The sequence below is a fragment of the Streptomyces solincola genome, from assembly GCF_002982015.1.
Lineage (GTDB): Bacteria > Actinomycetota > Actinomycetes > Streptomycetales > Streptomycetaceae > Streptomyces > Streptomyces solincola.
The window spans coordinates 1-21627 of record NZ_PVLV01000319.1 but is presented as its reverse complement, the minus strand read 5'-3'; the positions used below and the strand labels follow the sequence as shown (position 1 = coordinate 21627).

Annotated in this window: 22 protein-coding genes and 1 riboswitch; of the genes, 5 read left to right on the top strand and 17 right to left on the bottom strand. The window is 72.4% G+C overall.

Going from position 1 to position 21627, the window contains the following annotated elements:
* Window positions 1–75: 75 nt before the first annotated feature.
* The gene (locus C6N75_RS30820; protein ID WP_181160551.1) at window positions 76–222 is read right to left on the bottom strand and encodes a hypothetical protein; all 147 of its coding nucleotides are present in this window, start codon (window positions 220–222) and stop codon (window positions 76–78) included.
* Window positions 223–330: 108 nt separating this feature from the next.
* Between C6N75_RS30820 and C6N75_RS20415 the strand changes: the two genes are divergently transcribed.
* Window positions 331–1026 (top strand): TetR family transcriptional regulator, encoded by a 696-nt coding sequence (locus tag C6N75_RS20415; protein ID WP_105870361.1) that lies wholly within the window; start codon window positions 331–333, stop codon window positions 1024–1026.
* Here C6N75_RS20415 and C6N75_RS30260 read toward each other — a convergent pair.
* The 11 genes from C6N75_RS30260 to C6N75_RS20360 form a co-directional block, all read right to left on the bottom strand.
* On the bottom strand, window positions 995–1342 hold the full coding sequence (locus tag C6N75_RS30260; protein WP_146132620.1) for a hypothetical protein: 348 nt from the start codon (window positions 1340–1342) through the stop codon (window positions 995–997). The genes C6N75_RS20415 and C6N75_RS30260 overlap by 32 nt on opposite strands.
* Before the next feature lie 202 nt (window positions 1343–1544).
* Window positions 1545–2552, bottom strand: coding sequence for a thioesterase family protein (locus C6N75_RS20405; protein ID WP_258177513.1), 1008 nt, complete (start codon window positions 2550–2552; stop codon window positions 1545–1547).
* 26 nt (window positions 2553–2578) lie between these two features.
* Entirely contained in the window at window positions 2579–3259 is a 681-nt protein-coding gene (locus tag C6N75_RS20400; protein WP_105870360.1) for a trimeric intracellular cation channel family protein, read from the bottom strand.
* A gap of 94 nt (window positions 3260–3353) precedes the next feature.
* Window positions 3354–4496 (bottom strand): ABC transporter ATP-binding protein, encoded by a 1143-nt coding sequence (locus C6N75_RS20395; RefSeq protein WP_105870359.1) that lies wholly within the window; start codon window positions 4494–4496, stop codon window positions 3354–3356.
* A complete protein-coding gene (locus C6N75_RS20390; RefSeq protein WP_105870358.1) occupies window positions 4493–5584 on the bottom strand; it encodes an ABC transporter ATP-binding protein in 1092 nt (363 codons plus the stop codon). The genes C6N75_RS20395 and C6N75_RS20390 overlap by 4 nt, the downstream gene beginning before the upstream one ends.
* On the bottom strand, window positions 5581–6588 hold the full coding sequence (locus tag C6N75_RS20385; RefSeq protein ID WP_105870357.1) for an ABC transporter permease: 1008 nt from the start codon (window positions 6586–6588) through the stop codon (window positions 5581–5583). The genes C6N75_RS20390 and C6N75_RS20385 overlap by 4 nt, the downstream gene beginning before the upstream one ends.
* 84 nt (window positions 6589–6672) lie before the next feature.
* Entirely contained in the window at window positions 6673–8424 is a 1752-nt protein-coding gene (locus tag C6N75_RS20380) for an ABC transporter substrate-binding protein (RefSeq protein ID WP_181160550.1), read from the bottom strand.
* A 65-nt stretch (window positions 8425–8489) separates the two neighbouring features.
* Complete coding sequence (locus C6N75_RS20375; RefSeq protein WP_105870355.1) at window positions 8490–9488, bottom strand: ABC transporter permease; 999 nt, start codon at window positions 9486–9488, stop codon at window positions 8490–8492.
* A gap of 499 nt (window positions 9489–9987) precedes the next feature.
* Window positions 9988–10770, bottom strand: a complete 783-nt coding sequence (locus C6N75_RS20370; RefSeq protein ID WP_105870354.1) for an enhanced serine sensitivity protein SseB C-terminal domain-containing protein — start codon at window positions 10768–10770, stop codon at window positions 9988–9990.
* 77 nt (window positions 10771–10847) lie between these two features.
* Window positions 10848–11588 (bottom strand): enhanced serine sensitivity protein SseB, encoded by a 741-nt coding sequence (locus C6N75_RS20365; protein WP_105870353.1) that lies wholly within the window; start codon window positions 11586–11588, stop codon window positions 10848–10850.
* 246 nt (window positions 11589–11834) lie between these two features.
* Window positions 11835–12527, bottom strand: a complete 693-nt coding sequence (locus tag C6N75_RS20360; RefSeq protein WP_105870352.1) for an AAA family ATPase — start codon at window positions 12525–12527, stop codon at window positions 11835–11837.
* Between the two features lie 235 nt (window positions 12528–12762).
* Window positions 12763–12880: riboswitch (glycine riboswitch) on the top strand.
* A gap of 142 nt (window positions 12881–13022) precedes the next feature.
* Here C6N75_RS20360 and gcvT point away from each other — a divergent pair.
* From gcvT to C6N75_RS20340, 4 genes are all read left to right on the top strand, one after another.
* Window positions 13023–14138, top strand: coding sequence for a glycine cleavage system aminomethyltransferase GcvT (gcvT, locus tag C6N75_RS20355; RefSeq protein WP_105870362.1), 1116 nt, complete (start codon window positions 13023–13025; stop codon window positions 14136–14138).
* 194 nt (window positions 14139–14332) lie between these two features.
* On the top strand, window positions 14333–14710 hold the full coding sequence (gene gcvH, locus C6N75_RS20350; protein WP_105870351.1) for a glycine cleavage system protein GcvH: 378 nt from the start codon (window positions 14333–14335) through the stop codon (window positions 14708–14710).
* Between the two features lie 12 nt (window positions 14711–14722).
* Window positions 14723–15982, top strand: a complete 1260-nt coding sequence (gene glyA / locus C6N75_RS20345) for a serine hydroxymethyltransferase (RefSeq protein WP_105870350.1) — start codon at window positions 14723–14725, stop codon at window positions 15980–15982.
* 238 nt (window positions 15983–16220) lie between these two features.
* The gene (locus C6N75_RS20340) at window positions 16221–17591 is read left to right on the top strand and encodes an L-serine ammonia-lyase (protein ID WP_105870349.1); all 1371 of its coding nucleotides are present in this window, start codon (window positions 16221–16223) and stop codon (window positions 17589–17591) included.
* 51 nt (window positions 17592–17642) lie between these two features.
* Here the strand turns inward: C6N75_RS20340 and C6N75_RS20335 are convergent, their stop codons facing one another.
* The 5 genes from C6N75_RS20335 to C6N75_RS20315 all read right to left on the bottom strand — a co-directional run.
* Window positions 17643–18188, bottom strand: coding sequence for a pyridoxamine 5'-phosphate oxidase family protein (locus C6N75_RS20335; protein ID WP_105870348.1), 546 nt, complete (start codon window positions 18186–18188; stop codon window positions 17643–17645).
* Window positions 18189–18315: 127 nt separating this feature from the next.
* Entirely contained in the window at window positions 18316–18540 is a 225-nt protein-coding gene (locus C6N75_RS20330) for an EF-hand domain-containing protein (RefSeq protein WP_105870347.1), read from the bottom strand.
* 395 nt (window positions 18541–18935) lie between these two features.
* Window positions 18936–19463, bottom strand: a complete 528-nt coding sequence (locus tag C6N75_RS20325; RefSeq protein WP_105870346.1) for an ATP-binding protein — start codon at window positions 19461–19463, stop codon at window positions 18936–18938.
* A 103-nt stretch (window positions 19464–19566) separates the two neighbouring features.
* A complete protein-coding gene (locus C6N75_RS20320) occupies window positions 19567–20334 on the bottom strand; it encodes an enoyl-CoA hydratase/isomerase family protein (RefSeq protein WP_105870345.1) in 768 nt (255 codons plus the stop codon).
* Window positions 20335–20502: 168 nt separating this feature from the next.
* Window positions 20503–21627, bottom strand: a 1125-nt coding sequence (locus C6N75_RS20315; RefSeq protein WP_105870344.1) for a L,D-transpeptidase, incomplete at its 5' end; no start/stop codon positions are given.

The following is a 21627-nucleotide window of genomic DNA, read 5'->3' as shown; positions in this document are numbered from 1 at the left end:
CCCCCGCCCCGCCCGCCCCGTCCCGTGCCGGCACCGCCCGTTCCCCCGGTACGGGACGGGGCGGGCGGGGCGGGGTCAGCGGTGCTGGCGCTCGCGGAGGGCGAAGACCAGCAGCCAGGCGCCGATCACGGCGGCGGCGACGAGAGTGACCGGCAGCGGCACATGGGCCGCGGTGCCGATGACGACCCCCAGCAGGAGCAGGGCGGCGACGATGAACAGCATCGGGGCGAGCCTCCTCGTATCCAATTCGAAGAACAGTTGTTTACTGACTACCCGGTCTAATCACGGTCACACTGGCCCGGCCGGGCGGACGGCTGTTTACTCGGTGGAATGAGTCACACCGCTGAGGTCAGAGCTCCCGGCGTCCGGCAGGCGCAGAAGCAGCGGACGCGCCGGGCGCTGCTGGACGCGGCGCTGGCACTGCTGGCGGAGCAGAGCCTCGGCAGCCTGGGACTGCGCGAGGTGACCCGCGCGGCCGGTGTCGCTCCGGCCGCGTTCTACCGGCACTTCCGGGACATCCCGGACCTCGGCGTCGCCCTCGTCGACGAGGCCCTGGACAGCCTGCACGGCACCATCCGCACCGCGCTGGCGGCGACCCTCCCCACCGCCGGCCGGGCCGCCGGTCCGCGCGGCGGCGGCGACCGTCGGATCGACGCCGCGAGTGACGAACGGATCGAAGCCGCGGTGGAGTTGATCGCCGCGCTGGTGCGCGAGTACCCCGCGCACGTGCGTTTCATCGCGCGCGAGCAGCACGGCGGCGTGGCGGCGGTTCGGGCGGCTATCACCGGCCAACTGGCGCTGTTCGCAGCGGAGGTGGCGGACGCGCTGGCGGCCGCGCCGGAGTCGGCGGGCTGGCGCCGCGCCGACCTGCTGATGCTCGCCGGGCTGTATGTGGACCACATGGTGATGACGGCGTCGGCGCTGCTGGCCGCCGGACCGGAGGAGGCGGGACGCGTGCAGGTGGTCCGGGTGGCGCGGCAGCGGATGCGGCTGATCAGCCTGGGCCGCCGCCACTGGCTGGACTGAGCGCGCCGCTGCCCGAAGGTCCCGGCCCGGCCTCGCTCGCGCCACCACCCGAGGACCTGGCCCCGTCCTCTCCAGGCCTCGCCGTCACAAGCGTCTGGACCGCGGCGGCGGCCGGGCCGTAGGCGAGGAACGGCCGCACGTGCGGGACGTCCGGCACCTGCGGTTCCAGCTCCGTCCGTGCGCCGGCGGGCGGCGGGGGGCGGGGGGCGGTCAGCAGTCCGCCGTGCAGCCGCGGGAAGAGGTCGAGCCGGTCGGCGCGGATCCGGGCGCGGACGGGCAGTCCGGCCGGGCGCTGCTCGACGCGGCGCCGCAGCACCTACCAGAGCCGCGGGGCGCGCCGGTGGTCGGCGACCAGGTACCGGCGGAGAGCGCCTCGACGTCCCGGCACACGGTGCGTGCGGAGACGTCGAGGCGCTCGGTCAGCTCGCCGGCCGGGGCCGGGTCCCGGGTCCGGAGCAGCGGCAGGACGGCGGGCAGGCGGTCGGTACTCGCACCGCTCGAGCCCAGCCCGCTGGCCGCTACGGGCGGAGGGCGCGGGCGAGTTGGCGGGACTGGGCGACCAGTCGGCCGGCGCTGTCCCAGACTTCGGCGTCCTCCTCCAGGAAGCCGCCGGCGAGGTTGCGCGTGGTGATGGCGACCCGCAGCGGGCCGGGCGCGGGGCGGCAGCGGACGTGGGTGGTCAGCTCGACGGTCGGCGTCCAGCCGGTCAGGCCCAGCTCGAAGGCGGTGGGTGGCAGGGCGTCGACGGTGAGCAGCAGGGAGAGCGGATCGGGCTCGCGGCCGTCGGCGAGGCCGAACCAGCCGCGCATCTCGCCCTTGCCCGAGGGCGCGCCGACGGCCCAGCCGAGGGTGGTGGGGTCGAGCCGGATGTCGAGGCGCTCCAGGATGGCGGTGGAGCCGGCGATGGGGGCGGGTCCGTCGGCGGCGCCGAGGCAGTGCTCGCGCGGCGGGAGGGCCGGAGGCTCGGCGCTGGTGCGGACGTCGCCGCTGAGGGCGTCCAGGTCGCCGTAGGTGGCGAGGACGCGGATGCGCTCGACCTCGGTGCCGTCCTCGGCGTACTGGAAGAGGGACGCCTGGCCGGTGGAGAGGCTGCGGCCGGTGCGGACGGTCTCGGTGCGGACCACCGCGGGGCCGGGCTCGGAGGGCGTGAGGTAGTGCGCCGAGACGGTGAAGGGGTCCGGGTACGGGAGGGTGTCGGCGAGCGCGCGGCCGATCAGGGCGAGCAGGTAGCCGCCGTTGACGGCCTGGATGATCGTCCAGCCGGCGGAGAGTTCGGCGTCGTAGACGCCGGGCGCGCGCCGGGTGACCGCGGTGTCGCGGTCGAACTCGCTGAGCGGTGCGGCGGTCGGCGCCGTGTCCGGCGTACCGGCCGGAGCGCCGGCGGCTCCACCGGCCGGTGGAGCCGGCGGCCCGCCGGCAAGGGCTGCCGCCGGTGTGCCGACCGGGGCGCCGGCGGATACGCCGACAGGTGCGCTGTCCGGCCGGACGGCGGTCCCGCCGCTCGGCACGCTGTTCGAACTGTCCATGGGCCGCACGCTACCCCAGTCGATTACTAAGCGGTAGCTTTCTCCGGAGCCACCTCCTCGGTGGCCGTGGAGCGGCGGTTCCAGGCCCGCGGGGCCCGCCAGTGGAAGCGTATGGCGAGGATGCGGATGGCGAAGGCGGTGACCGCCGCGAACCCGCTGGTGAACGGGTTGAGGATCTCGAAGCGGATGCAGAGCACCACCAGGGTGGCGCCGACGATGGCGGGCACGGCGTACAGGTCGCGGTCCCAGCGCAGCAGTGAGGGCACCTCGTTGGCCAGCACGTCCCGCAGGACGCCGCCGCCGACCGCGGTGGCCAGCCCCATCACGGCGGAGGCGGTGAGCCCGAGCCCGTACTCGTACGCCTTGGTCGCTCCGGTCACGCAGAACAGCCCGAGTCCGGCGGCGTCGAAGACGTTGACCGCGGCCTGGGTGCGCTCGACGACCGGGTGCAGGAAGAACACCAGGGCGGTGGCGACCAGCGGCATCAGGAAGAAGCCCAGGTCGGTGAAGGCGGCCGGCGGCACCGCGCCGATCACCAGGTCCCGGAAGAGGCCGCCGCCCAGCGCCGTCACCTCGGCGAGCACCGCCATGCCGAAGACGTCGAAGTTCTTGCGGACCGCGAGCAGGGCGCCGGAGATGGCGAAGACGAAGATGCCCACCAGATCCAGCGCGTGCTGGACGGAGGGCGTGAAGAATTCCTGGAGCACCGCCCCATTGTGACGACAGCGGCGGGCGGGCGGCCCCGGAGGACACCGCGGGCCCCGGAAGGGAATCTTCCGGGGCCCGGGGCAGGACGTGCGGCTACTGCTCCCCGGCCGGGGCCTGGGGCGGCACCGGCGCGGCGGGCGGGGCGGTGCCGACCAGGGCGACGGCGTCGCGGGCGGAGGCCAGCGGGGCGTCGCCGGGCACCTGGTCGGCGGCGTTCTCCGGGTGGTGGCAGGCCACCCGGCGGCCGGGGGCCAGCTCCAGCAGCGGGGGCTCCTTGGTCGCGCAGACCTGGGTCGCCTTCCAGCAGCGGGTGTGGAAGCGGCAGCCGCTGGGCGGGGCGATCGGCGAGGGCACGTCGCCGCGCAGCAGGATGCGCTCGCTCTTGGCCCCCCGGCGGCGCGGGTCGGGCACCGGCACCGCCGACATCAGCGCCTTGGTGTACGGGTGCATGGGCGCCTGGTACAGCGAGGTGCGGTCGGCCAGCTCGACCATCTTGCCCAGGTACATCACCGCGATCCGGTCCGAGACGTGCCGGATGACGGACAGGTCGTGGGCGATGATCACATAGGTGAGGCCGAGGTCGTCCTGGAGGTCGTCCAGCAGGTTGACCACCTGCGCCTGGATGGAGACGTCCAGCGCGGAGACCGGCTCGTCGGCGACCACCAGGCGGGGCTTGAGCGCGAGCGCGCGGGCGATGCCGATGCGCTGGCGCTGGCCGCCGGAGAACTCGTGCGGGTAGCGGTTGTAGTGCTCGGGGCTGAGCCCGACCCGCTCCAGCAGCCCCTGGACCTCCTTCTTGACCCCGCCCTCCGGCTCGACGCCCTGGAGCCGGAACGGCGCGGAGACGATGGCGCCGATGGTGTGGCGCGGGTTCAGCGAGCCGTACGGGTCCTGGAAGATCATCTGGATGTCGCGGCGCAGCGGCCGCAGACCCGCGGTCTTCAGGTGGGTGATGTCGGCGCCGTCGAACTCGACGCGGCCGCCGCTGGGTTCCAGCAGCCGGGTGATCAGCCGGCCCATGGTCGACTTGCCGCAGCCGGACTCGCCGACCACGCCGAGGGTCTCGCCGCGGCGGACCTCGAAGTCGATGCCGTCGACCGCCTTGACGGCGCCGACCTGCCGCTGGAGCAGGCCCTTCTTGATCGGAAAGTGCTTGACCAGGCCCTCGACCTTGAGCAGCGGGGCGGCGTCGTCGTCGTGGGACGCTTCACGGGCGGGGTTACGGGGCTCGGTCACAGCTTCGGCGCAATCTCTTCGGTCCAGATCCGCGTGCGCTCATCGGGCGCCATGTGGCAGGCGGAGAAGTGGCCGGAGCCGACCTCCCGCAGTTCGGGGCGCTCGGTGCGGGTGAGGTCGCCGGCGGGCACGTCCGCGTAGGGGCAGCGCGGGTTGAAGGCGCAGCCGCTCGGCACGTTGATCAGCGACGGCGGCTGGCCCTTGACGGGGATCAGCCGGTCGGTCTGCTCGCGGTCGATCCTCGGCATGGAGCCGAGCAGGCCCCAGGTGTAGGGGTGCTGCGGCTCGTAGAAGATCGAGTCGACCGGGCCGCGCTCCACGCACCGGCCGCCGTACATCACCAGGATCTCGTCGGCGATCTCGGCGACCACGCCGAGGTCGTGGGTGATGATGACGACCGCGGAGCCGAACTCCTTCTGCAGGTCGCGGATCAGGTCGAGGATCTGCGCCTGGACGGTGACGTCGAGCGCGGTGGTCGGCTCGTCGGCGATCAGCAGTTCGGGGTTGTTGACCAGGGCCATCGCGATCATGGCGCGCTGACGCATGCCGCCGGAGAACTCGTGCGGGTAGGAGTCGAACCGCTTGGCGGGCTCGGGGATGCCGACCCGGTCCAGCAGCTCCACCGCCCGGGTGCGGGCGGCCTTCCTGGTCACCTTGTGGTGCACCCGGTAGGCCTCCACGATCTGGTGGCCCACCGTGTAGTACGGGTGCATCGCGGACAGCGGGTCCTGGAAGATCATCGCCATCTCGCGGCCACGCAGCCTGCGCACCTCGTCCGGGTCGGCGCCGACCAGTTCCTTGCCGTCGAGCCAGATCTCGCCGCTCATCCGCACGTTCTTGCCGCGGGCGCCGAGCCGGTGCAGGCCCATGACGGCCAGCGAGGTGACGGACTTGCCGGAGCCGGACTCGCCGACCACGCCGAGGGTGCGGCCCTTCTCCAACTGGAAGGAGAGCCCGTCGACGGACTTGACCAGCCCGTCGTCGGTGGGGAAGTGCACCTTGAGGTCGCGCACGTCGAGGAAGGCGCGCGGGGCGCCGTCGCCCGGAGGGGTCTCCAGGGCGGTCCCGGTCTTGGACAGGTTGGTCATGACACCCTCACGCGCGGGTCGACGACGGCGTACAGAAGGTCAACCACGAGGTTGAGCAGGATGACGAAGAACGCCGCGAGCAGGGTGACGCCCAGGATCGGCGGCAGGTCGTTGTCCCTGATCGCCTGCACCGCGTACTGGCCGATGCCCGCGAGCGAGTACACCGTCTCGGTGATGACGGCGCCGCCGAGCAGCAGACCGACGTCCATGCCGAAGACGGTGACGATCGGGGTGAGCGCGGCTCGCAGACCGTGCTTGGTCACCACCGTGCGCTCCCGCAGGCCCTTGGCCCGGGCGGTGCGGATGAAGTCCTCGCTCATCGTCTCCAGCATGCCGGAGCGGGTGAGCCGGGCGTAGATGGCCGCGTACAGCAGGGCCAGCGAACACCATGGCAGGAAGAGGGTGTTGGCCCACTGCGAGGGGTTCTCGGTGAACGGGACGTAGGTCCGTCCGAAGATCGGCAGCTGGTAGCTGAACAGCAGCAGGAAGAGCTGCGCGGTGAAGAAGATGGGCAGCGAGACGCCGGCCAGCGCGCCGCCCATCGCGGCCCGGTCGAAGAACGAGCCGGGCTTGAGGGCGGAGATGACGCCGACGACGATGCCGGAGAGGAGCCACAGCACCGCGGCGCCGACGGCGAGCGAGATGGTGACCGGCAGCCGGTCGACGAGCTGCGGCCAGACCTCGCTGCGGGACTTGAAGGAGAAGCCGAAGCAGGGTGCGTCGCACCGGACGGTGGTCGGGCCCTGGTTGTAGGTGGTGCCGGAGACGATCCCCTTGACGAAGTCCCAGTACTGCTCGTAGACGGGCTTGTCGAGGCCCAGGTTCGCCTTGACCGCGGCGATGTCCGCCGGCGTGGGGTTCTTGCCGATGTACTGCTGGGCCAACTGGTCGGCGGTCTGCCCTGCCAGCTTCGGCAGGATGAAGAAGATGCCGAAGGTGACCGCCGTGACGACCAGCAGCAGGATCACTGCCGCTATCAGCCGGCGGATGATGTACGTGATCACGGGGATCGGCGCCGGTGCCCGCGGGCCGTGCGCTGTGCACGCCGGCCCGCGGGCGCCAATGCCTTCACCTGCCTTCCGGGGCTGCTACTTCTTCGTGGTGCCGATGTTGAGGTAGTCGTACTGACCGCTGAAGGCCGCCGTCGACGTCATGTTGGTGCCGTGGCCGCCGCGGTACAGCAGGACCTTGAAGTAGGTCAGCGGGACGATGACGGCCTGGTCCATGACCTTGCGGTCGATGTCGCCGTAGGCCGCGTTGCGGGCCGCCTCGTCGGTGTTGGCGATGGCGTCGTCGAGGAGCTTGTTGACCGCGGGGTCGTTCAGCTCGGAGAGGTTGGTGTTGCCGGACTGGCCGATGGCCTTACCGTGCACGATCTGCTGGAGGTAGCCGTAGCCGGTCGGCCAGTCGGCGCCCCACTGCATCATGATCAGGCCGATGTTCTCCTTCTTGGTGAACGTCGGCACGCCCGCGTAGTCCGAGAAGTACTTGGACGACGGGTACTGCTTGATCTTGGCCTCGATGCCGACCTTCTTCAGCGACTCGGCGATCGCGGTGGCGGAGTCGACCTCGCTCTGGCGGTCGCTGCGGGCCGAGATGAAGGTGGAGATCTTCTCCTGGCCGCAGGCCTTCAGGTGCTCCTTGGCCTTGGCCACGTCGCCCTTGTTGCCCTCGGTGGCGTAGGTGTCGAACTTCTGGTAGCCCGGGATGTCGGTGGGCAGCACCGTGGAGGCGATGTCACCGCGGATCGGGCCGCCCATGACGGTCTGCACCGAGACCTTGTCGATGGCGTACTGCACGGCCTTGCGGCACTCGATGTTGTCGAACGGCTTGACCTTGGAGTTGATCGCCGTGTAGACGAGGCGGCCGCCGAGCGCGTTGTCGGTGCCGGCCTTCAGGTCGGGCTTGGCGAGCACCTGGGCCTGGGTCTGGGTGTCCACGCCGCGGCCCGCGAGGTCGGCGACGATGTCGCCGGCGATCAGGTCCTTGTCGATGGTGGCCTGGTTGACCTTCAGCTTCAGGACGATCTTGTCCGGGTACTGCTTGCGCAGCGGGTCGGCCTTGGCGTCCCAGTGCTCGTTGCGGACGAGCGTGACCTGCTTGCCCTCCTCGTAGCTCTCGAACTTGTACGAGCCGGAGGAGACGATGGACTTGGTGTAGTCCACGCCGGTGTCCTTGGCCTTCGGCACCGGGGCGGTCTGCGGGGCGCTGACCAGGTAGTCGAAGTCCGCGAACGGCTTGTTCAGGTTGAAGACGACGGTGTGGTCGTCCGGGGTCTGGATGGACTCCAGGCCCTTGTCGCTCTTGTCCTTGTACGGACCCTTGTAGTCGCTCGGGTTCGCCAGGAACTGCTGGAAGTAGCTGGGGCCCAGCGAGAGCTGGTCGCGCGCGAAGTTGGAGCGCTCGACGGCGTACTTGACGTCCTTGGCGGTCACCTCGGTGCCGTCGGAGAACTTCACGCCCTGGCGGATCTTGTACGTCCAGGTCTTGCCGCCGTTGCTGGGCGTGCCCAGGCCCTCGGCGAGGTCGGGGACCAGCTCGTTGCCCTTCTCGCCGGGGGCCGGCTTGAAGGTGGTCAGCGGGCGGGCGTACAGCCGGCTGAAGTTGTAGATGAAGGCGTAGTAGGTGTTGCCCGGGTCGAAGGACTCGGGGGCGTCGGCCATCGCGTAGGTGACCGTGCCGCCCTTCGCGTCCGAGACGTTGACGACACCGGTGGTCGCGGCGTTGGCCTTCGCGTTGCTCTTGGCGCCGCCCTTGTCGTCGTCGGCCTTGCTACAGCCCGCGAGGAGCAGGCTGGTGCCGCTGACGACCGCGAGGGCGGCCATGGCTGACCTTCGCATGGTTGGGTCCACATCCCCTTCTGTGTTCGGAAACTGTGCGGAACGGATCGCGTTCGCGTCGGCCGTCAGCGGCTGCGCGGGTCGAGCGCGTCCCTCAGACCGTCACCGAGCAGGTTGAACGCCAGCACGGTGACGAAGATCGCGAGGCCGGGGACCAGCATGTACTGCGGGTCCACCTGGAAGTAGTCGACCGCTTCGCGGAGCATGCCGCCCCAGGACGCCTGCGGCGGCTGGATGCCGACGCCGAGGAAGCTCAGCGAGGCCTCGAAGATGATGTTGGTCGGGATCAGCAGCGTCGCGTAGACCGTGATCGGGCCGACCAGGTTCGGGAGCAGCTCCCGGAAGAGGATGTACGGGCCCTTGGCGCCCATGCCGCGCGAGGCGTCGATGAACTCCCGCTCGCGCAGCGCCAGGGTCTGACCGCGCACGATGCGGGCCATGTAGGGCCAGTTGAAGAAACCGATGACGAAGATCAGCACGCTGATGTGCAGCGGCAGGCCCTCCAGGCCGAACGCGCCGCCCTGGAGCGTGGCGGAGATGGCGATCGCGAACAGCAGCAGCGGGAAGGCGAGGAAGGTGTCCATCAGCCGGCTGACGACGCTGTCGACGCGGCCGCCGTAGTAGCCGGCCACCAGGCCCATGATCACGCCGATCAGGTTGGACAGCACGGTGGCGCCGAAGGCGACCACCAGCGACACCCAGGAGCCCTCCAGGATGCGGGCGAAGATGTCCCGCCCGAACTTCGGGTCCACGCCCAGCGGGTGGTCCCAGCTCATCCCGCCGAAACCGCCGAGCGGGAGGGAGGTGTTGGGGTCGATGAGGTCCTGCTGGAAGGCGTTCGGCTCCAGGCCCATCAGCGCCTGGAGCGGGCGGGAGAGCACCGCGACCAGGATCAGCACGATGACGACGACCCCGCCGGTCACCGCGAGCTTGTCGCGCTTGAAGCGGCTCCACGCGATCTGGCCGAGCGAACGGCCCTCGATCTGCTGGGAGTCGGCGCCCTCAAGTACGGCCTCGGGTGCGGCTTCCGCCTGTTTTCCGGTGGTCTCTATGGGTGCGGTCATCGTCCCTCGTGCGTGCCCGTGCCGGCGGTCGCCGGCAGTGCTGGTCGTTCCGCCCGGGTCTGCGGTGCGGTCCGGTCGTGACGCCCGGCCGCCCCCGCGCGCCGGGGCCGGGGGTCCCGCTCGTCCTGGTCGGCCTGGTCGGTGTGCGTGGTGCGGTGGAGCGTGGTGCGGAGTGATGCCGGGTGGTGCGGACGGCGCCCCGCAGGGGGCGCCCCGGAGGGGGATGGCGGATCGCGTGGCATCAAAGCCCCAGGTGCGTTGCGCACCTGGACTTCGCCCCCCGGTGGTGGGGAGTCTTCATCGCGTTTGTGATCAGTCGCCAGACCTGGCCGTGAATGTTTGCGCAACCGTGATGCGGGTCGTGCGCGTCGCTATCCGGACGCTGCGTGCGGGTGAGCGGACCATCTCGGCCGCTACTCCACCGAAGCGGACATGCCCGCCGACTTCCGCCCATGGAGGGCGTGTCGACGGGCAGTTCGGTGCTGCGGGAGGGGCCGGCTCAGTGGGCGCGCGGCGGGTAGCCGTAGCCGCCGGGCTGCGGGACGGGCGCGGTGACGTGCGCCTCGCGGTCGTAGAACGGTCGGGCGTTGGCCCGCATCCACAGGGCGACCGGGTCGTAGCCGTCGGACATGGCGACGGTGGAGACCGGCAGCCCGTCGGGGACGGCGGCGACCGACTGGCCCATGAGGGCGCGCACCGCGTCCACCGACGGCCGGGCCGCGTCGTACAGGTCGAGCCCGATGACCAGGTACGGGGTGCCGACGGCGGGCTGCACCCAGGCGCGGCGCAGCGAGCGGACGGCCGGGGTGCGGTGGGCGTTCTGCGCCAGCAGCGCGTAGAACTGCGGGAGCTGGATGGCCGGTTCGCTCAGCCGCAGCGGGCCGGCCGGCATCCGGTCCAGGCCGGTGGCGATGCGCCGCAGGTCCGGCCAGGGCACGCCGAGGCCGCCGCCGGGGGCGTGCGGGTTGAGCCACAGGCCCCAGCGCTCGGCGTACAGGGCGCGGGCGATGTCGGCGCCGGTGACGACCTCGTGGGCGCGGTCCCAGCCGGAGGCGGCCAACTCCCGCTCGGAGGTGGCGCACGGGGCGTAGCCGTGCCCGTCGACCTCCATGTTCCCGTACTGGGCGTCGCTCGCGCCGGGGCGGCCCTGCCACAGCAGCATCCACAGCCGCCCGGCGGCCAGCGCGTGCAGCAGCGCCTCGTAGGCGTCGTACCGGCCGGGCGTGACCCGCCCCAGCAGCTCCTCGACCCCACCGGTCGCCGCGGCGCCTGACCCGCTCACTCGTCTCCCCGTCCCTCTTCGGTCTCCACCCGGCCCACTCGTCCAGCCCCGCCCAGCTTATGCGCGCACCGGCGCGGTCAGGCGGGTCCGCGCTGGTGGAAGGGGCGGACCCGCTCCAGCATCCAGTCGGCGACCGGGTCCTGCGCCACGTCGAGCATCACCAGGCTGACCGGCCAGCGCACCGGGACGCGGCCGAGCGCCCGGCCGAGGGCGTCCATCGGGGCGGTGCGGTCGGCGCCCTCCCAGGAGGAGAGCTGCACGCCGACGAAGAGGACCGGGTCCTCGCCCTCGACGCTGGCCAGGCAGCGGCGGGCGGTGAGCACGGTGCCGGCGGCGTCGAACTCGGCGGCCGCGGCGGCCAGGAAGTCCACCGGCTCGTCCTGCCAGTCCGGTTCGAAGAGCCGGACCCGGCCGCCGGTGGCCGGGCCGTCCAGCGGGGTGCGGCCGGTGCGGCACAGCTCGGCGACTGCGGGCGGCGGCAGCGGCATGCCGACCGCGCCGCCCGGGTTGACGGCGATGCCGACCTGCGGGGGCAGTCCGCGGGCGAACTCCACGGCGGGCGCGACGGTGTGCGGCAGGTGCGGGCCGGCGCAGCGGGCGAACTGCTCGGCGGAGCTGAAGACCGGGACGTACGCCTGGCCGTCCAGCTCCAGGGTGGGCAGGTCCAGGTCGCGGCTGTCCGGTCCGCCGCCCTGGGGCAGCGGCACCCAGACCTGGCTGCGGCCGAGCACTTCCAGGAGCCGGGCGCCGGCCTCGGGGTTGCCGAGCGAGGCGGCGAGCGCCTGCTCCAGCTCGTTGGCCGGCCATGCGGTGTCCACTGCTGCCCTCGCCTCTCCCCCGCGCCCGCGCGGGACGCGTCGTCGTGCCCGGTGCCCGCCGGCTCCCGGCGCTCCCCGCACACTAGCGCGGCCGGCGCGGGGCGCGGCGGGCGCGGTGCGAGGCGGCGAACCCCGCTCGCGGCCGACGCGGTACGCGGTCGGGACGCCGTACGCGGGCGGGCGGCGGAGTCGCGGCCGGGACGCCGCACGCAGGCCGGGGCGCCGCACGCGGTCGGGCGGCGGGGTTCAGGCGGCGAAGGTGATCTGCCGGAGCGCGGCGGCGGCGGGGCGGTCGAGGAGGACGGCGGAGGCGCAGCCGGCGGGCAGGGCGCCGCGCTCGGCGTCCCGGACCAGGCGGCCGACCGCGCGGCGGTGGCGGCCGAAGGCGTAGCCGGAGACGCCCCGGCCCCGGTCGCGCTGGCCCTGGCGGGCGTCGCCCGGGGTGACGTCCAGCAGCAGCAGGTGCAGGGCGCGGCCGCGTCTGGTGGCCTCCCTGGCCAGCCAGCGGCGCACCCACGCCTGGGTGCCGCAGTCGTGGACGACGACCGCCTCGCCGGAGCGCAGCCTGCGGCGCAACCCGGCGTAGTGGGCGAGCCGGACCAGCGGGCGGTAGACGGCGTACGGAAGGGCGGCGGGCATCCTGCGCTCCCAGCGCTCGCGGGCGTCCTGGGAGTCGACGCCCCGGCCGGCGCAGGCGCGGGCGATCAGGGTGGACTTGCCGCTGCCGGGGAGGCCCGAGACCACGACGAGGTCGCCGGGGGCGAAGACGAGGGCGCGCGGACCGCGCCCCGACCGCTCGCGCAGGTCGCGCACGGTGGGCACGCTCGCCGTGGTGGCGCGGGCGCGGCCGGCCGCCCGGGGGCGGACCGGCCGGGCCGGGCTCGCCGCGCCGGCCGCCGCGCCGCCCGCGGCGTACACCTCGGTGCGCTGGATCCTCATCGCTCACTCCCCCGTCTACGGGCCCCGTGGGCCCGGGGGCACTGCCGCGTTCGAGCCTTGCCCCTGAAGTGTAAATAATCGGTAATACCGCACAAGTGATATGACGATCCCCACGTCGGGCCTGCGGCAATCGGGACCTTTGCCGATCGGACCCCTCGTGCGATGATGTGCCCGCCACGCGCCGAGTGCCGCAGCAGGCTCCCGGCAGCAGGCAGACAACCGCATACCGGCCGCTCGAATCCGCGCGGGAGAGTTCCGGGACCGTACGCGAGGCCATGTGGGCCGTACGCCCCGGGCGCCGAAGGAGCAAGTCCCTCCCTTGAATCTCTCAGGCCCCGTACCGCACGGATGAGGCAGATCTGAAAAGCGAGCCGCTCGGCTCCACCCAAGGTGCAAGCCCCGACCCGCCGTGGTCGCGGCGAACCTCTCAGGTTCCGATGACAGATGGGGAGGATCGTCCTCGCCAGCATGCCCCGGACCTGGGAGCCGCATCCGATGAGCACCGCCCCCCGCACCACCGCCCTCGACGCCGTGCACCGCGCGCTGGGCGCGACCATGACCGACTTCGCCGGCTGGGACATGCCGCTGCGCTACGGCAGCGAGCGGGACGAGCACCAGGCCGTCCGCACCCGGGCCGGGCTGTTCGACCTGTCCCACATGGGCGAGATCACCGTCACCGGCCCGCAGGCGGCCGCGCTGCTGGACTTCGCGCTGGTCGGCAACATCTCCTCGGTGGCGACCGGCCGCGCCCGCTACACCATGATCTGCCAGGAGGACGGCGGCATCCTGGACGACCTGATCGTCTACCGGCTCGAAGAGCAGCGGTACATGGTCGTCGCCAACGCCTCCAACGCCCAGACCGTGCTGGACGCGCTGACCGCGCGGGCGGCCGGCTTCGACGCCGAGGTGCGCGACGACCGGGACGCCTACGCGCTGATCGCGGTGCAGGGCCCGGCCTCCCCCGGCATCCTCGCTGCGCTGACCGACGCCGACCTGGACGGGCTGAAGTACTACGCCGGGCTGCCCGGCACCGTCGCCGGGGTGCCGGCGCTGATCGCCCGCACCGGCTACACCGGCGAGGACGGCTTCGAGCTGTTCTCCGCGCCCGAGCACGCCGAGACGCTGTGGACGGCGCTGACCGAGGCCGGCGCGGAGGCGGGTCTCATCCCGTGCGGGCTGTCCTGCCGGGACACCCTGCGCCTGGAGGCGGGCATGCCGCTGTACGGGCACGAGCTGACCACCGCGCTGACCCCGTTCGACGCGGGGCTCGGCCGGGTGGTGAAGTTCGAGAAGGACGGCGACTTCGTGGGCCGGGCCGCGCTGGAGGCGGCCGCCGAGCGGGCCGCCGCCAAGCCGCCGCGCAAGCTGGTCGGGCTGGTCGCCGAGGGCCGCCGGGTGCCGCGCGCCGGGATGTCCGTGGTGGCCGGCGGCGAGGTGGTCGGCGAGGTCACCTCCGGCGCTCCCTCCCCCACCCTGGGCAAGCCGATCGCCATGGCGTACGTGGACGCCGCGCACGCCGAGCCGGGCGCCCCGGGCGTCGGCGTGGACATCCGCGGCGCCCACGAGCCGTACGAGGTCGTCGCGCTGCCGTTCTACAAGCGGCGGAAGTGACCCGCACGGGTCCGGCCCCCGCCCACCCGCGCGCGGGCCGCACCCGTACCCGTCCCGTACTCGCACGCGTCCCGGCACCCGTGCCGGCGCGCGTGTCCGGGCCCGTACCCGTACGGCCGTACCACGGGCGGACCGGGGCCGCGCCACCCTCCCCCGTTCACCACCACTCCCCCGCGTACAGGAGAATTCAGGTCATGAGCAACCCCCAGCAGCTTCGCTTCAGCAAGGAGCACGAGTGGCTGTCGCCCGCCGAGGACGGCGTGTCGACGGTCGGCATCACCGAGTTCGCGGCGAACGCGCTCGGCGACGTGGTGTACGCCCAGCTCCCGCAGGTCGGCGACACGGTGACCGCGGGCGAGACCTGCGGTGAGCTGGAGTCGACCAAGTCGGTCAGCGACCTGTACTCGCCGGTGAGCGGTGAGATCACCGACTTCAACCAGGACGTGGTCGACGACCCGTCGCTGGTGAACACCGCGCCGTTCGAGGGCGGCTGGCTGTTCAAGGTACGCGTCAGCGAGGAGCCGAAGGACCTGCTCTCCGCGGACGAGTACACCGAGTTCTCCGGCGCCTGAGGAGCCTGATCGATGTCGCTTCTGAACACCCCCCTGCACGAGCTGGACCCGGACGTCGCCGCCGCCGTCGACGCCGAGCTGCACCGCCAGCAGTCCACCCTGGAGATGATCGCCTCGGAGAACTTCGCTCCGGTCGCGGTCATGGAGGCTCAGGGCTCGGTCCTGACCAACAAGTACGCCGAGGGCTACCCCGGCCGCCGCTACTACGGCGGCTGCGAGCACGTCGACGTGGTCGAGCAGATCGCCATCAACCGGATCAAGGCCCTGTTCGGCGCCGAGCACGCCAACGTGCAGCCGCACTCCGGCGCGCAGGCCAACGCCGCCGCGATGTTCGCGCTGCTCAAGCCGGGCGACACGATCATGGGCCTGAACCTGGCCCACGGCGGTCACCTCACCCACGGCATGAAGATCAACTTCTCCGGCAAGCTCTACAACGTGGTCGCCTACCACGTGGACGACGCCACCGGCCAGGTCGACATGGCCGAGGTCGAGAAGCTCGCCAAGGAGTCCAGGCCGAAGCTGATCGTGGCCGGCTGGTCCGCCTACCCGCGCCGGCTCGACTTCGCCGCCTTCCGCCGGATCGCGGACGAGGTCGGCGCGTACCTGATGGTCGACATGGCCCACTTCGCGGGCCTGGTCGCGGCGGGGCTGCACCCCAACCCGGTGCCGCACGCCCATGTGGTCACCACCACGACCCACAAGACCCTCGGCGGCCCGCGCGGCGGCGTGATCCTCTCCACCGCCGAGCTGGCCAAGAAGATCAACTCCGCGGTCTTCCCCGGTCAGCAGGGCGGCCCGCTGGAGCACGTGGTCGCCGCCAAGGCGGTCGCCTTCAAGATCGCCGCCTCGGACGACTTCAAGGAGCGCCAGCAGCGCACCCTGGACGGCGCCCGCGCCCTGGCCGAGCGCCTGGTCCGCGACGACGTCACCGAGCACGGCGTCTCCGTGCTGTCCGGCGGCACCGACGTGCACCTGGTCCTGGTGGACCTGCGCCACAGCCAGCTGGACGGCCAGCAGGCCGAGGACCGGCTGCACGAGATCGGCATCACGGTCAACCGCAACGCGGTCCCGAACGACCCGCGCCCCCCGATGGTCACCTCGGGTCTGCGGATCGGCACCCCGGCGCTGGCCACCCGCGGCTTCACCGCGGAGGACTTCGCCGAGGTCGCGGACGTGATCGCCGAGGCGCTGAAGCCGGCGTACGACGCCGACGCGCTCAAGGCCCGGGTCTCCGCGCTCGCCGCGAAGCACCCGCTGTACCCCGGCCTGTAGCATTTGATGGGTATACGTAACTTTTTCCGATGTTCGTGAAGGGCACGTAGCCCACAGACTGAACCGCGGGGCACCGCGCACACTGAAGAGTGAGTGCGGTGCCCCGTCGCTTGCCCCGGACCGACCGCCCGGGGCCCAGGGACCCGCCCCGGACTTCCCGGGGACCCTGGAAAGAACCCCTCGCTCGTCCCTGCACCACCCCGGCAGACAGCGACGTCTACCCACCAAGGAGACTTCCGTGGCCCTCTCGGTCTTCGACCTGTTCTCGATCGGCATCGGGCCGTCGAGCTCCCACACGGTCGGCCCCATGCGGGCGGCCCGGATGTTCGCCGGGCGGCTGAAGAACGAGGGACTGCTGGCCCACACCGCCCGGGTCCGCGCCCAGCTCTACGGCTCGCTCGGCGCCACCGGCCACGGCCACGGCACCCCCAAGGCGGTGCTGCTGGGCCTGGAGGGCGACTCGCCGCGCACGGTGGACGTGGAGAGCGCCGACGCCCGGGTGGAGGCGATCAAGGAGGCCGGGCGGATCGACCTGCTCGGCGCCCACGAGATCGACTTCGACTTCGACGAGGACCTCGTCCTGCACCGGCGCAAGGCCCTGCCGTACCACGCCAACGGCATGACGGTCGCCGCGTACGACGCCTCCGGCGCGACCCTGCTGGAGAAGACCTACTACTCGGTCGGCGGCGGCTTCGTCGTCGACGAGGACGCGGTCGACGGGCAGAACCCGATCGTCCCCGACGACACCGCCCTCAGGCACCCCTTCCGCACCGGCGACGAACTGCTGCGCCTCACCCGCGACACCGGCCTGTCGATCTCCGCGCTGATGCTGGAGAACGAGAAGGCCTGGCGCACCGAGGACGAGATCCGGGCCGGCCTGCTGGAGATCTGGCGTGTGATGGAGGCGTGCGTGGCGCGCGGCATGTCCCGCGAGGGCATCCTGCCCGGCGGCCTGAAGGTCCGCCGCCGGGCCGCCAACACCGCCCGCAAGCTGCGCTCCGAGGGCGACCCGCTGGCGCTGTCGATGGAGTGGATCACCCTCTACGCGATGGCCGTCAACGAGGAGAACGCGGCCGGCGGCCGGGTGGTGACCGCCCCCACCAACGGCGCCGCCGGCATCATCCCGGCCGTGCTGCACTACTACGTCAACTTCGTGCCCGGCGCCGACGAGGACGGCGTGGTCCGCTTCCTCCTGGCGGCCGGCGCGATCGGCATGCTGTTCAAGGAGAACGCCTCCATCTCCGGCGCCGAGGTCGGCTGCCAGGGCGAGGTGGGCTCCGCCTGCTCGATGGCCGCCGGTGCGCTCGCCGAGGTGATGGGCGGCTCCCCCGAGCAGGTGGAGAACGCCGCCGAGATCGGCATGGAGCACAACCTGGGCCTGACCTGCGACCCGGTCGGCGGCCTGGTGCAGATCCCGTGCATCGAGCGCAACGGCATGGCCGCGGTCAAGGCCGTCACCGCCGCCCGGATGGCCCTGCGCGGCGACGGCAGCCACAAGGTGTCCCTGGACAAGGTCATCAAGACCATGAAGGACACCGGCGCCGACATGAGCGTGAAGTACAAGGAGACCGCGCGGGGCGGGCTGGCGGTGAACATCATCGAGTGCTGACGGGGCGGGGGCCCCGAGCGCGCCGGCGCGGGCAGCAGGGCGGCTGGGCGGCTAGAAGGTGTAGCGGGTGTGGCTGAACGCCTGGCCGTCGTGCCCGAAGCCGTACGCCGTGCCCGGCCGCACCGCGTACAGCAGGTCGTCGCCGGTGCGGATGGTGGCGCCGAAGCCGTGGAAGACGCCGTTCGGCGAGGTGATGTGCTCGCCGTACTGCTCCTCGAAGGCGGCGACGACCTCGTCCTGGCGCGCCGGGTCGGTCACCCGCTCCGCCGTGCCCTCGACCACGACGTCGAGGCCCCCGGCGAGCGTGTCCCGGCCGGTGGTGAGCGCGCAGCGGGGGTCGCCGGCCAGGTTCTTCGCCTTCTGCTCGCCGGTCCCGGTGCTGAAGTGCAGCGCCCCGTCGTGCCAGGCGGCGATCAGCGGCGTGACGTGCAGGCGGCCGTCGGGCCGGACCGTGGTGATCCAGAAGACCTCGGCGGTCCGCAGCCGGTCCTGGACCTCGGACCAGTCGGTGGCGGTGACGTCCCGTGCGCCGGGACGCGGGTTGAGCGCGGAGCTGTAGCGGGCGTCCAGCTCGGTGGCGGGCTGCTTCGACGTCATGCGGACCGCGTCCTCTCCGCCGGTGCGGCAGGCAGGCTTCCTGTGTCGCAGGCTACCGAGGCCGGCGCGGGACCGCTTCCCCGCTCCGGCTGCCGCCCGCCGGGCGGGGGCAGCCGGAGCGGTCGGATCAGACCTGGCCGGTGCGGCTCAGGTGCGCCCAGAACTCGTCGAAGCTGAGCCGGCCGTCCTTGTTGCCGTCCTGGGCGTTGATGACGGCCTGGGCGACGGTCTCGGTGACGTTGAAGTCGCCGAGCTGGGCCATGACGCTCTTGTACTCGGCAGCGGTGATGTAGCCGTCGCCGTCCACGTCGTACCGCTCGAAGGCCTTGCGGGCCGCCTCGATGTCCGCCACTGGGTCCACCCCTTACTGGTTCTCTGAAAGTACGGCGGTCAGGTTATCCGGCCGGGTGGACCGGGCGAGCCGGTACCCCGATCGATCGGTGATCGAGTGAGAATCAAGCGCCCTGACCCATACTTATTCATGGTTTGGAAGGCCGGTGACCCATCTCACCTGCGATTCACCGTGGGCTTGTCCGTCTTCCGCCGCTATTCACCTATAGGTCGCTTGGCGGCCGTGGGGTGCCTCTGCCATAGTCGGAGGCAGACGACCCCCTTTGACCCGGGCCAGGTCGCCGGCGTCCGCGGAAACACCCCCTTGTCCGCGCTCGCCCCCCGCAGAAGCCCCTGCGGCGCCGTATCCCGGCGCGACGGGGGCTTCTGCGCGGGCGCACCCGCCCGGCGGGGCCGTCAGCGGTCGTGCACGCGCATCTCGAACCAGGTGGTCTTGCCGCGCGGCAGCAGGTCCACGCCCCAGCGGTCGGCGAGCGTGTCGACCAGGAACAGGCCCCGGCCGCTGACGTCGGTCTCCCGCACCGGGAGCAGGCAGGGCAGCCCGCGGGAGGGGTCGCGCACCTCCACCCGGATCGAGCCGCGGCGGCGGTGCAGGCGCAACCCGAAGACGCGCGCGCCGGTGTGCCGCACGGCGTTGCCCACCAGCTCGGAGACCAGCAGCACCGCGTGCTCGGCGACGTGGTGGCCGAGTGACCACTGCCGCTGCACCACGTGCTCGGTGAGCCTGCGCGCGATGCGCGCCGATTCGGGCAGGGAGGGCAGCTCCACCTCGCCGTCCGCCGGGCTGCCGTACGCCCCGAGGGCAGCCGCCGTCTCCTCGTCGGCGCCCTCCGGCGCGCGCGCCGCGGCCTCCGTCGTCCGCGCCGCGGCGGCCGTACCGCCGCGCTGCCGTGGTTCCCGGTCCATGCCCTCCAGCCCCGCCATGCCCCCATCATGGCCGCCCGGGTGCCCGCGCGGGGCCGTTCGGCCGGATTGGCCGCCGGACCACCCGCGCGGATGACGGAGGAGACGGGCAACAGCCGGTCGGCTAGACGAACTTGGCCTTGCCCGGGCCCTCCTCCACGAAGCTGCGCATGCCGCGCTCGCGGTCCTCGGTGGCGAACAGCCCGGCGAACCAGTTGCGTTCGATGGTCAGCCCGGTGTCGATGTCGGTCTCCAGACCGGCGTCCACGGCCTCCTTGGCGGCGCGCAGGGCGATGGCCGGCCCCTGGGCCAGCTTCGCGGCCCAGGCGTGCGCCTGCTCGTACACCTCGGCGGCGGGCACGACCCGGTCGACCAGTCCGATCGCCAGCGCCTCCTCCGCCCGGACCATGCGGCCGGTGAAGATGAGGTCCTTGGCGCGGGAGGGGCCGACCAGCCGGGCGAGCCGCTGGGTGCCGCCGGCGCCCGGGATGAGGCCCAGCAGGATCTCCGGCTGGCCCAGCTTGGCGTTGTCCGCGGCGATCCGGATGTCGGCGCACAGCGCCAGTTCGCAGCCGCCGCCGAGCGCGTAACCGGTGACGGCGGCGACGACGGGCTTGGGGATGCGGGCGACGGCGGTGAAGGAGTCCTGGAGCGCCCTGGCCCGCGACACCATGGCCGCGTGGTCCATGGCCTGCATCTCCTTGATGTCCGCGCCGGCCGCGAACACCTTCTCGCCGCCGTAGAGGACGACGGCGCGGACGTCGTCCCGGCGGCCCGCCTCCTCGGCGAGTTCGCGCAGCCGGTCCTGGGTCGCGCTGTCCAGCGCGTTCATCGGCGGGCGGTCCAGGCGGAGGGTGCCGACGCCTTCGGACACTTCGAGAGTTGCGGTCATACCCGGCAGGCTATCCCCGGGTCAGTCCGCGTTGACAGCCGCCCGCACGGCCCGCGTACGGCGGCGGGCCCGGTGCGGCGAACCCGCTCACGGCCACGGGCCCCGGTACGGCGGCGGGCCCGGCGCCGTACGTACCGGCACCGGGCCCGCCCACGCGGTCGGGCCGCGTTACGCCTTCCACTCCGCCCAGGACATGTTCCAGCCGTTGAGGCCGTTGTCCGGCTGGATCTGCTTGTCCTTGGAGTTCTTCACGACCACCACGTCACCGATGATCGAGTTGTCGAAGAACCAGGCGGACGGCATGCCGCCGTCGCCGCCGCCGCGCACGTCGCGCAGTCCGACGCAGCCGTGGCTGACGTTGGCGGAGCCGAAGGTGTCCGCGGACGCCCAGTAGTTGCCGTGCACGAAGGTGCCGGAGGTGGACAGCCGCATGGCGTGCGGCACGTCCTTGATGTCGTACTCGCCGCCGAAGCCCACGGTGGCGCCGTTCATCCGGGTCACCTTGTACTTCTCGCTGATGACCATCTGCCCGTTGTAGGTGGTGGTGGAGGGCGCGCCAGCGGTGATGGGCACGGTCTTCAGCAGCTTGCCGTCGCGGACCACCTTCATGGTGTGGGCGCTCGCGTCCACGGTGGAGACCTGGCTGCGGCCGATGGTGAAGCGCACGGTCTTGGACTGCTTGCCGTAGACGCCGGGGCGCCCCTCGACGCCGTCCAGGTCGAGCCGGACGGTCACCTTGGTGCCCGCGGCCCAGTACTTCTCCGGCCGGAAGTCGAGCCGGTCGTTGCCGAACCAGTGGCCCTCGATCGGCACGGACGGCTCGGCCGTCACCTTCACGGCCTTCTCCACGGCGGCCGGGTCGGTGATGCCCCGGCTGAAGTTGATCGAGACCGGCATCCCGACGCCGACCGTGGAGCCGTCCTCGGGGGTGTAGGTGCCGATGAAGGTGTTCTGCGGCACCAGCGTGGTGAAGGCGGTGTCCTTGGCCGACTCGCGGCCCTCGGCGTCCTCGGCGACCGCGTGCACCTTGTACTGGGTGGACGCGGCCAGGTGCCGTACCGGGGTCCAGCTCGCGCCGTCGCCGGTTAGCTTGCCCTCGACCTTGTTGCCCTTGGAGTCGGCGACCTCGACCTCGGTCAGCTTCCCCTTCTCGGCGGTGATCTTCAGTGCGCCGCTGGTGGCGACGGACTTGGCGCCGTCCTTGGGGGCGACGGTGACCACGGCGTCGGAGGGGCCGTCGGCCACCTGCCCGGCCGCGCCCTTGCCCTTCCCGCCCCCGTCGCCGGGGCCGGA

Bases quoted from the DNA above. Each gene is read 5' to 3' on its own strand.
- glyA (WP_105870350.1), top strand. From the start codon at position 14,723: ATGTCGCTTCTGAACACCCCCCTGCACGAGCTGGACCCGGACGTCGCC.
- C6N75_RS20390 (WP_105870358.1), bottom strand. From the start codon at position 5,584: ATGACCAACCTGTCCAAGACCGGGACCGCCCTGGAGACCCCTCCGGGC.
- C6N75_RS20325 (WP_105870346.1), bottom strand. From the start codon at position 19,463: ATGGCGGGGCTGGAGGGCATGGACCGGGAACCACGGCAGCGCGGCGGT.
- C6N75_RS20405 (WP_258177513.1), bottom strand. From the start codon at position 2,552: ATGGACAGTTCGAACAGCGTGCCGAGCGGCGGGACCGCCGTCCGGCCG.
- C6N75_RS30820 (WP_181160551.1), bottom strand. From the start codon at position 222: ATGCTGTTCATCGTCGCCGCCCTGCTCCTGCTGGGGGTCGTCATCGGC.
- C6N75_RS20380 (WP_181160550.1), bottom strand. From the start codon at position 8,424: ATGCGAAGGTCAGCCATGGCCGCCCTCGCGGTCGTCAGCGGCACCAGC.
- C6N75_RS20415 (WP_105870361.1), top strand. From the start codon at position 331: ATGAGTCACACCGCTGAGGTCAGAGCTCCCGGCGTCCGGCAGGCGCAG.
- C6N75_RS20335 (WP_105870348.1), bottom strand. From the start codon at position 18,188: ATGACGTCGAAGCAGCCCGCCACCGAGCTGGACGCCCGCTACAGCTCC.
- C6N75_RS20375 (WP_105870355.1), bottom strand. From the start codon at position 9,488: ATGACCGCACCCATAGAGACCACCGGAAAACAGGCGGAAGCCGCACCC.
- gcvH (WP_105870351.1), top strand. From the start codon at position 14,333: ATGAGCAACCCCCAGCAGCTTCGCTTCAGCAAGGAGCACGAGTGGCTG.
- C6N75_RS20360 (WP_105870352.1), bottom strand. From the start codon at position 12,527: ATGAGGATCCAGCGCACCGAGGTGTACGCCGCGGGCGGCGCGGCGGCC.
- C6N75_RS20320 (WP_105870345.1), bottom strand. From the start codon at position 20,334: ATGACCGCAACTCTCGAAGTGTCCGAAGGCGTCGGCACCCTCCGCCTG.
- gcvT (WP_105870362.1), top strand. From the start codon at position 13,023: ATGAGCACCGCCCCCCGCACCACCGCCCTCGACGCCGTGCACCGCGCG.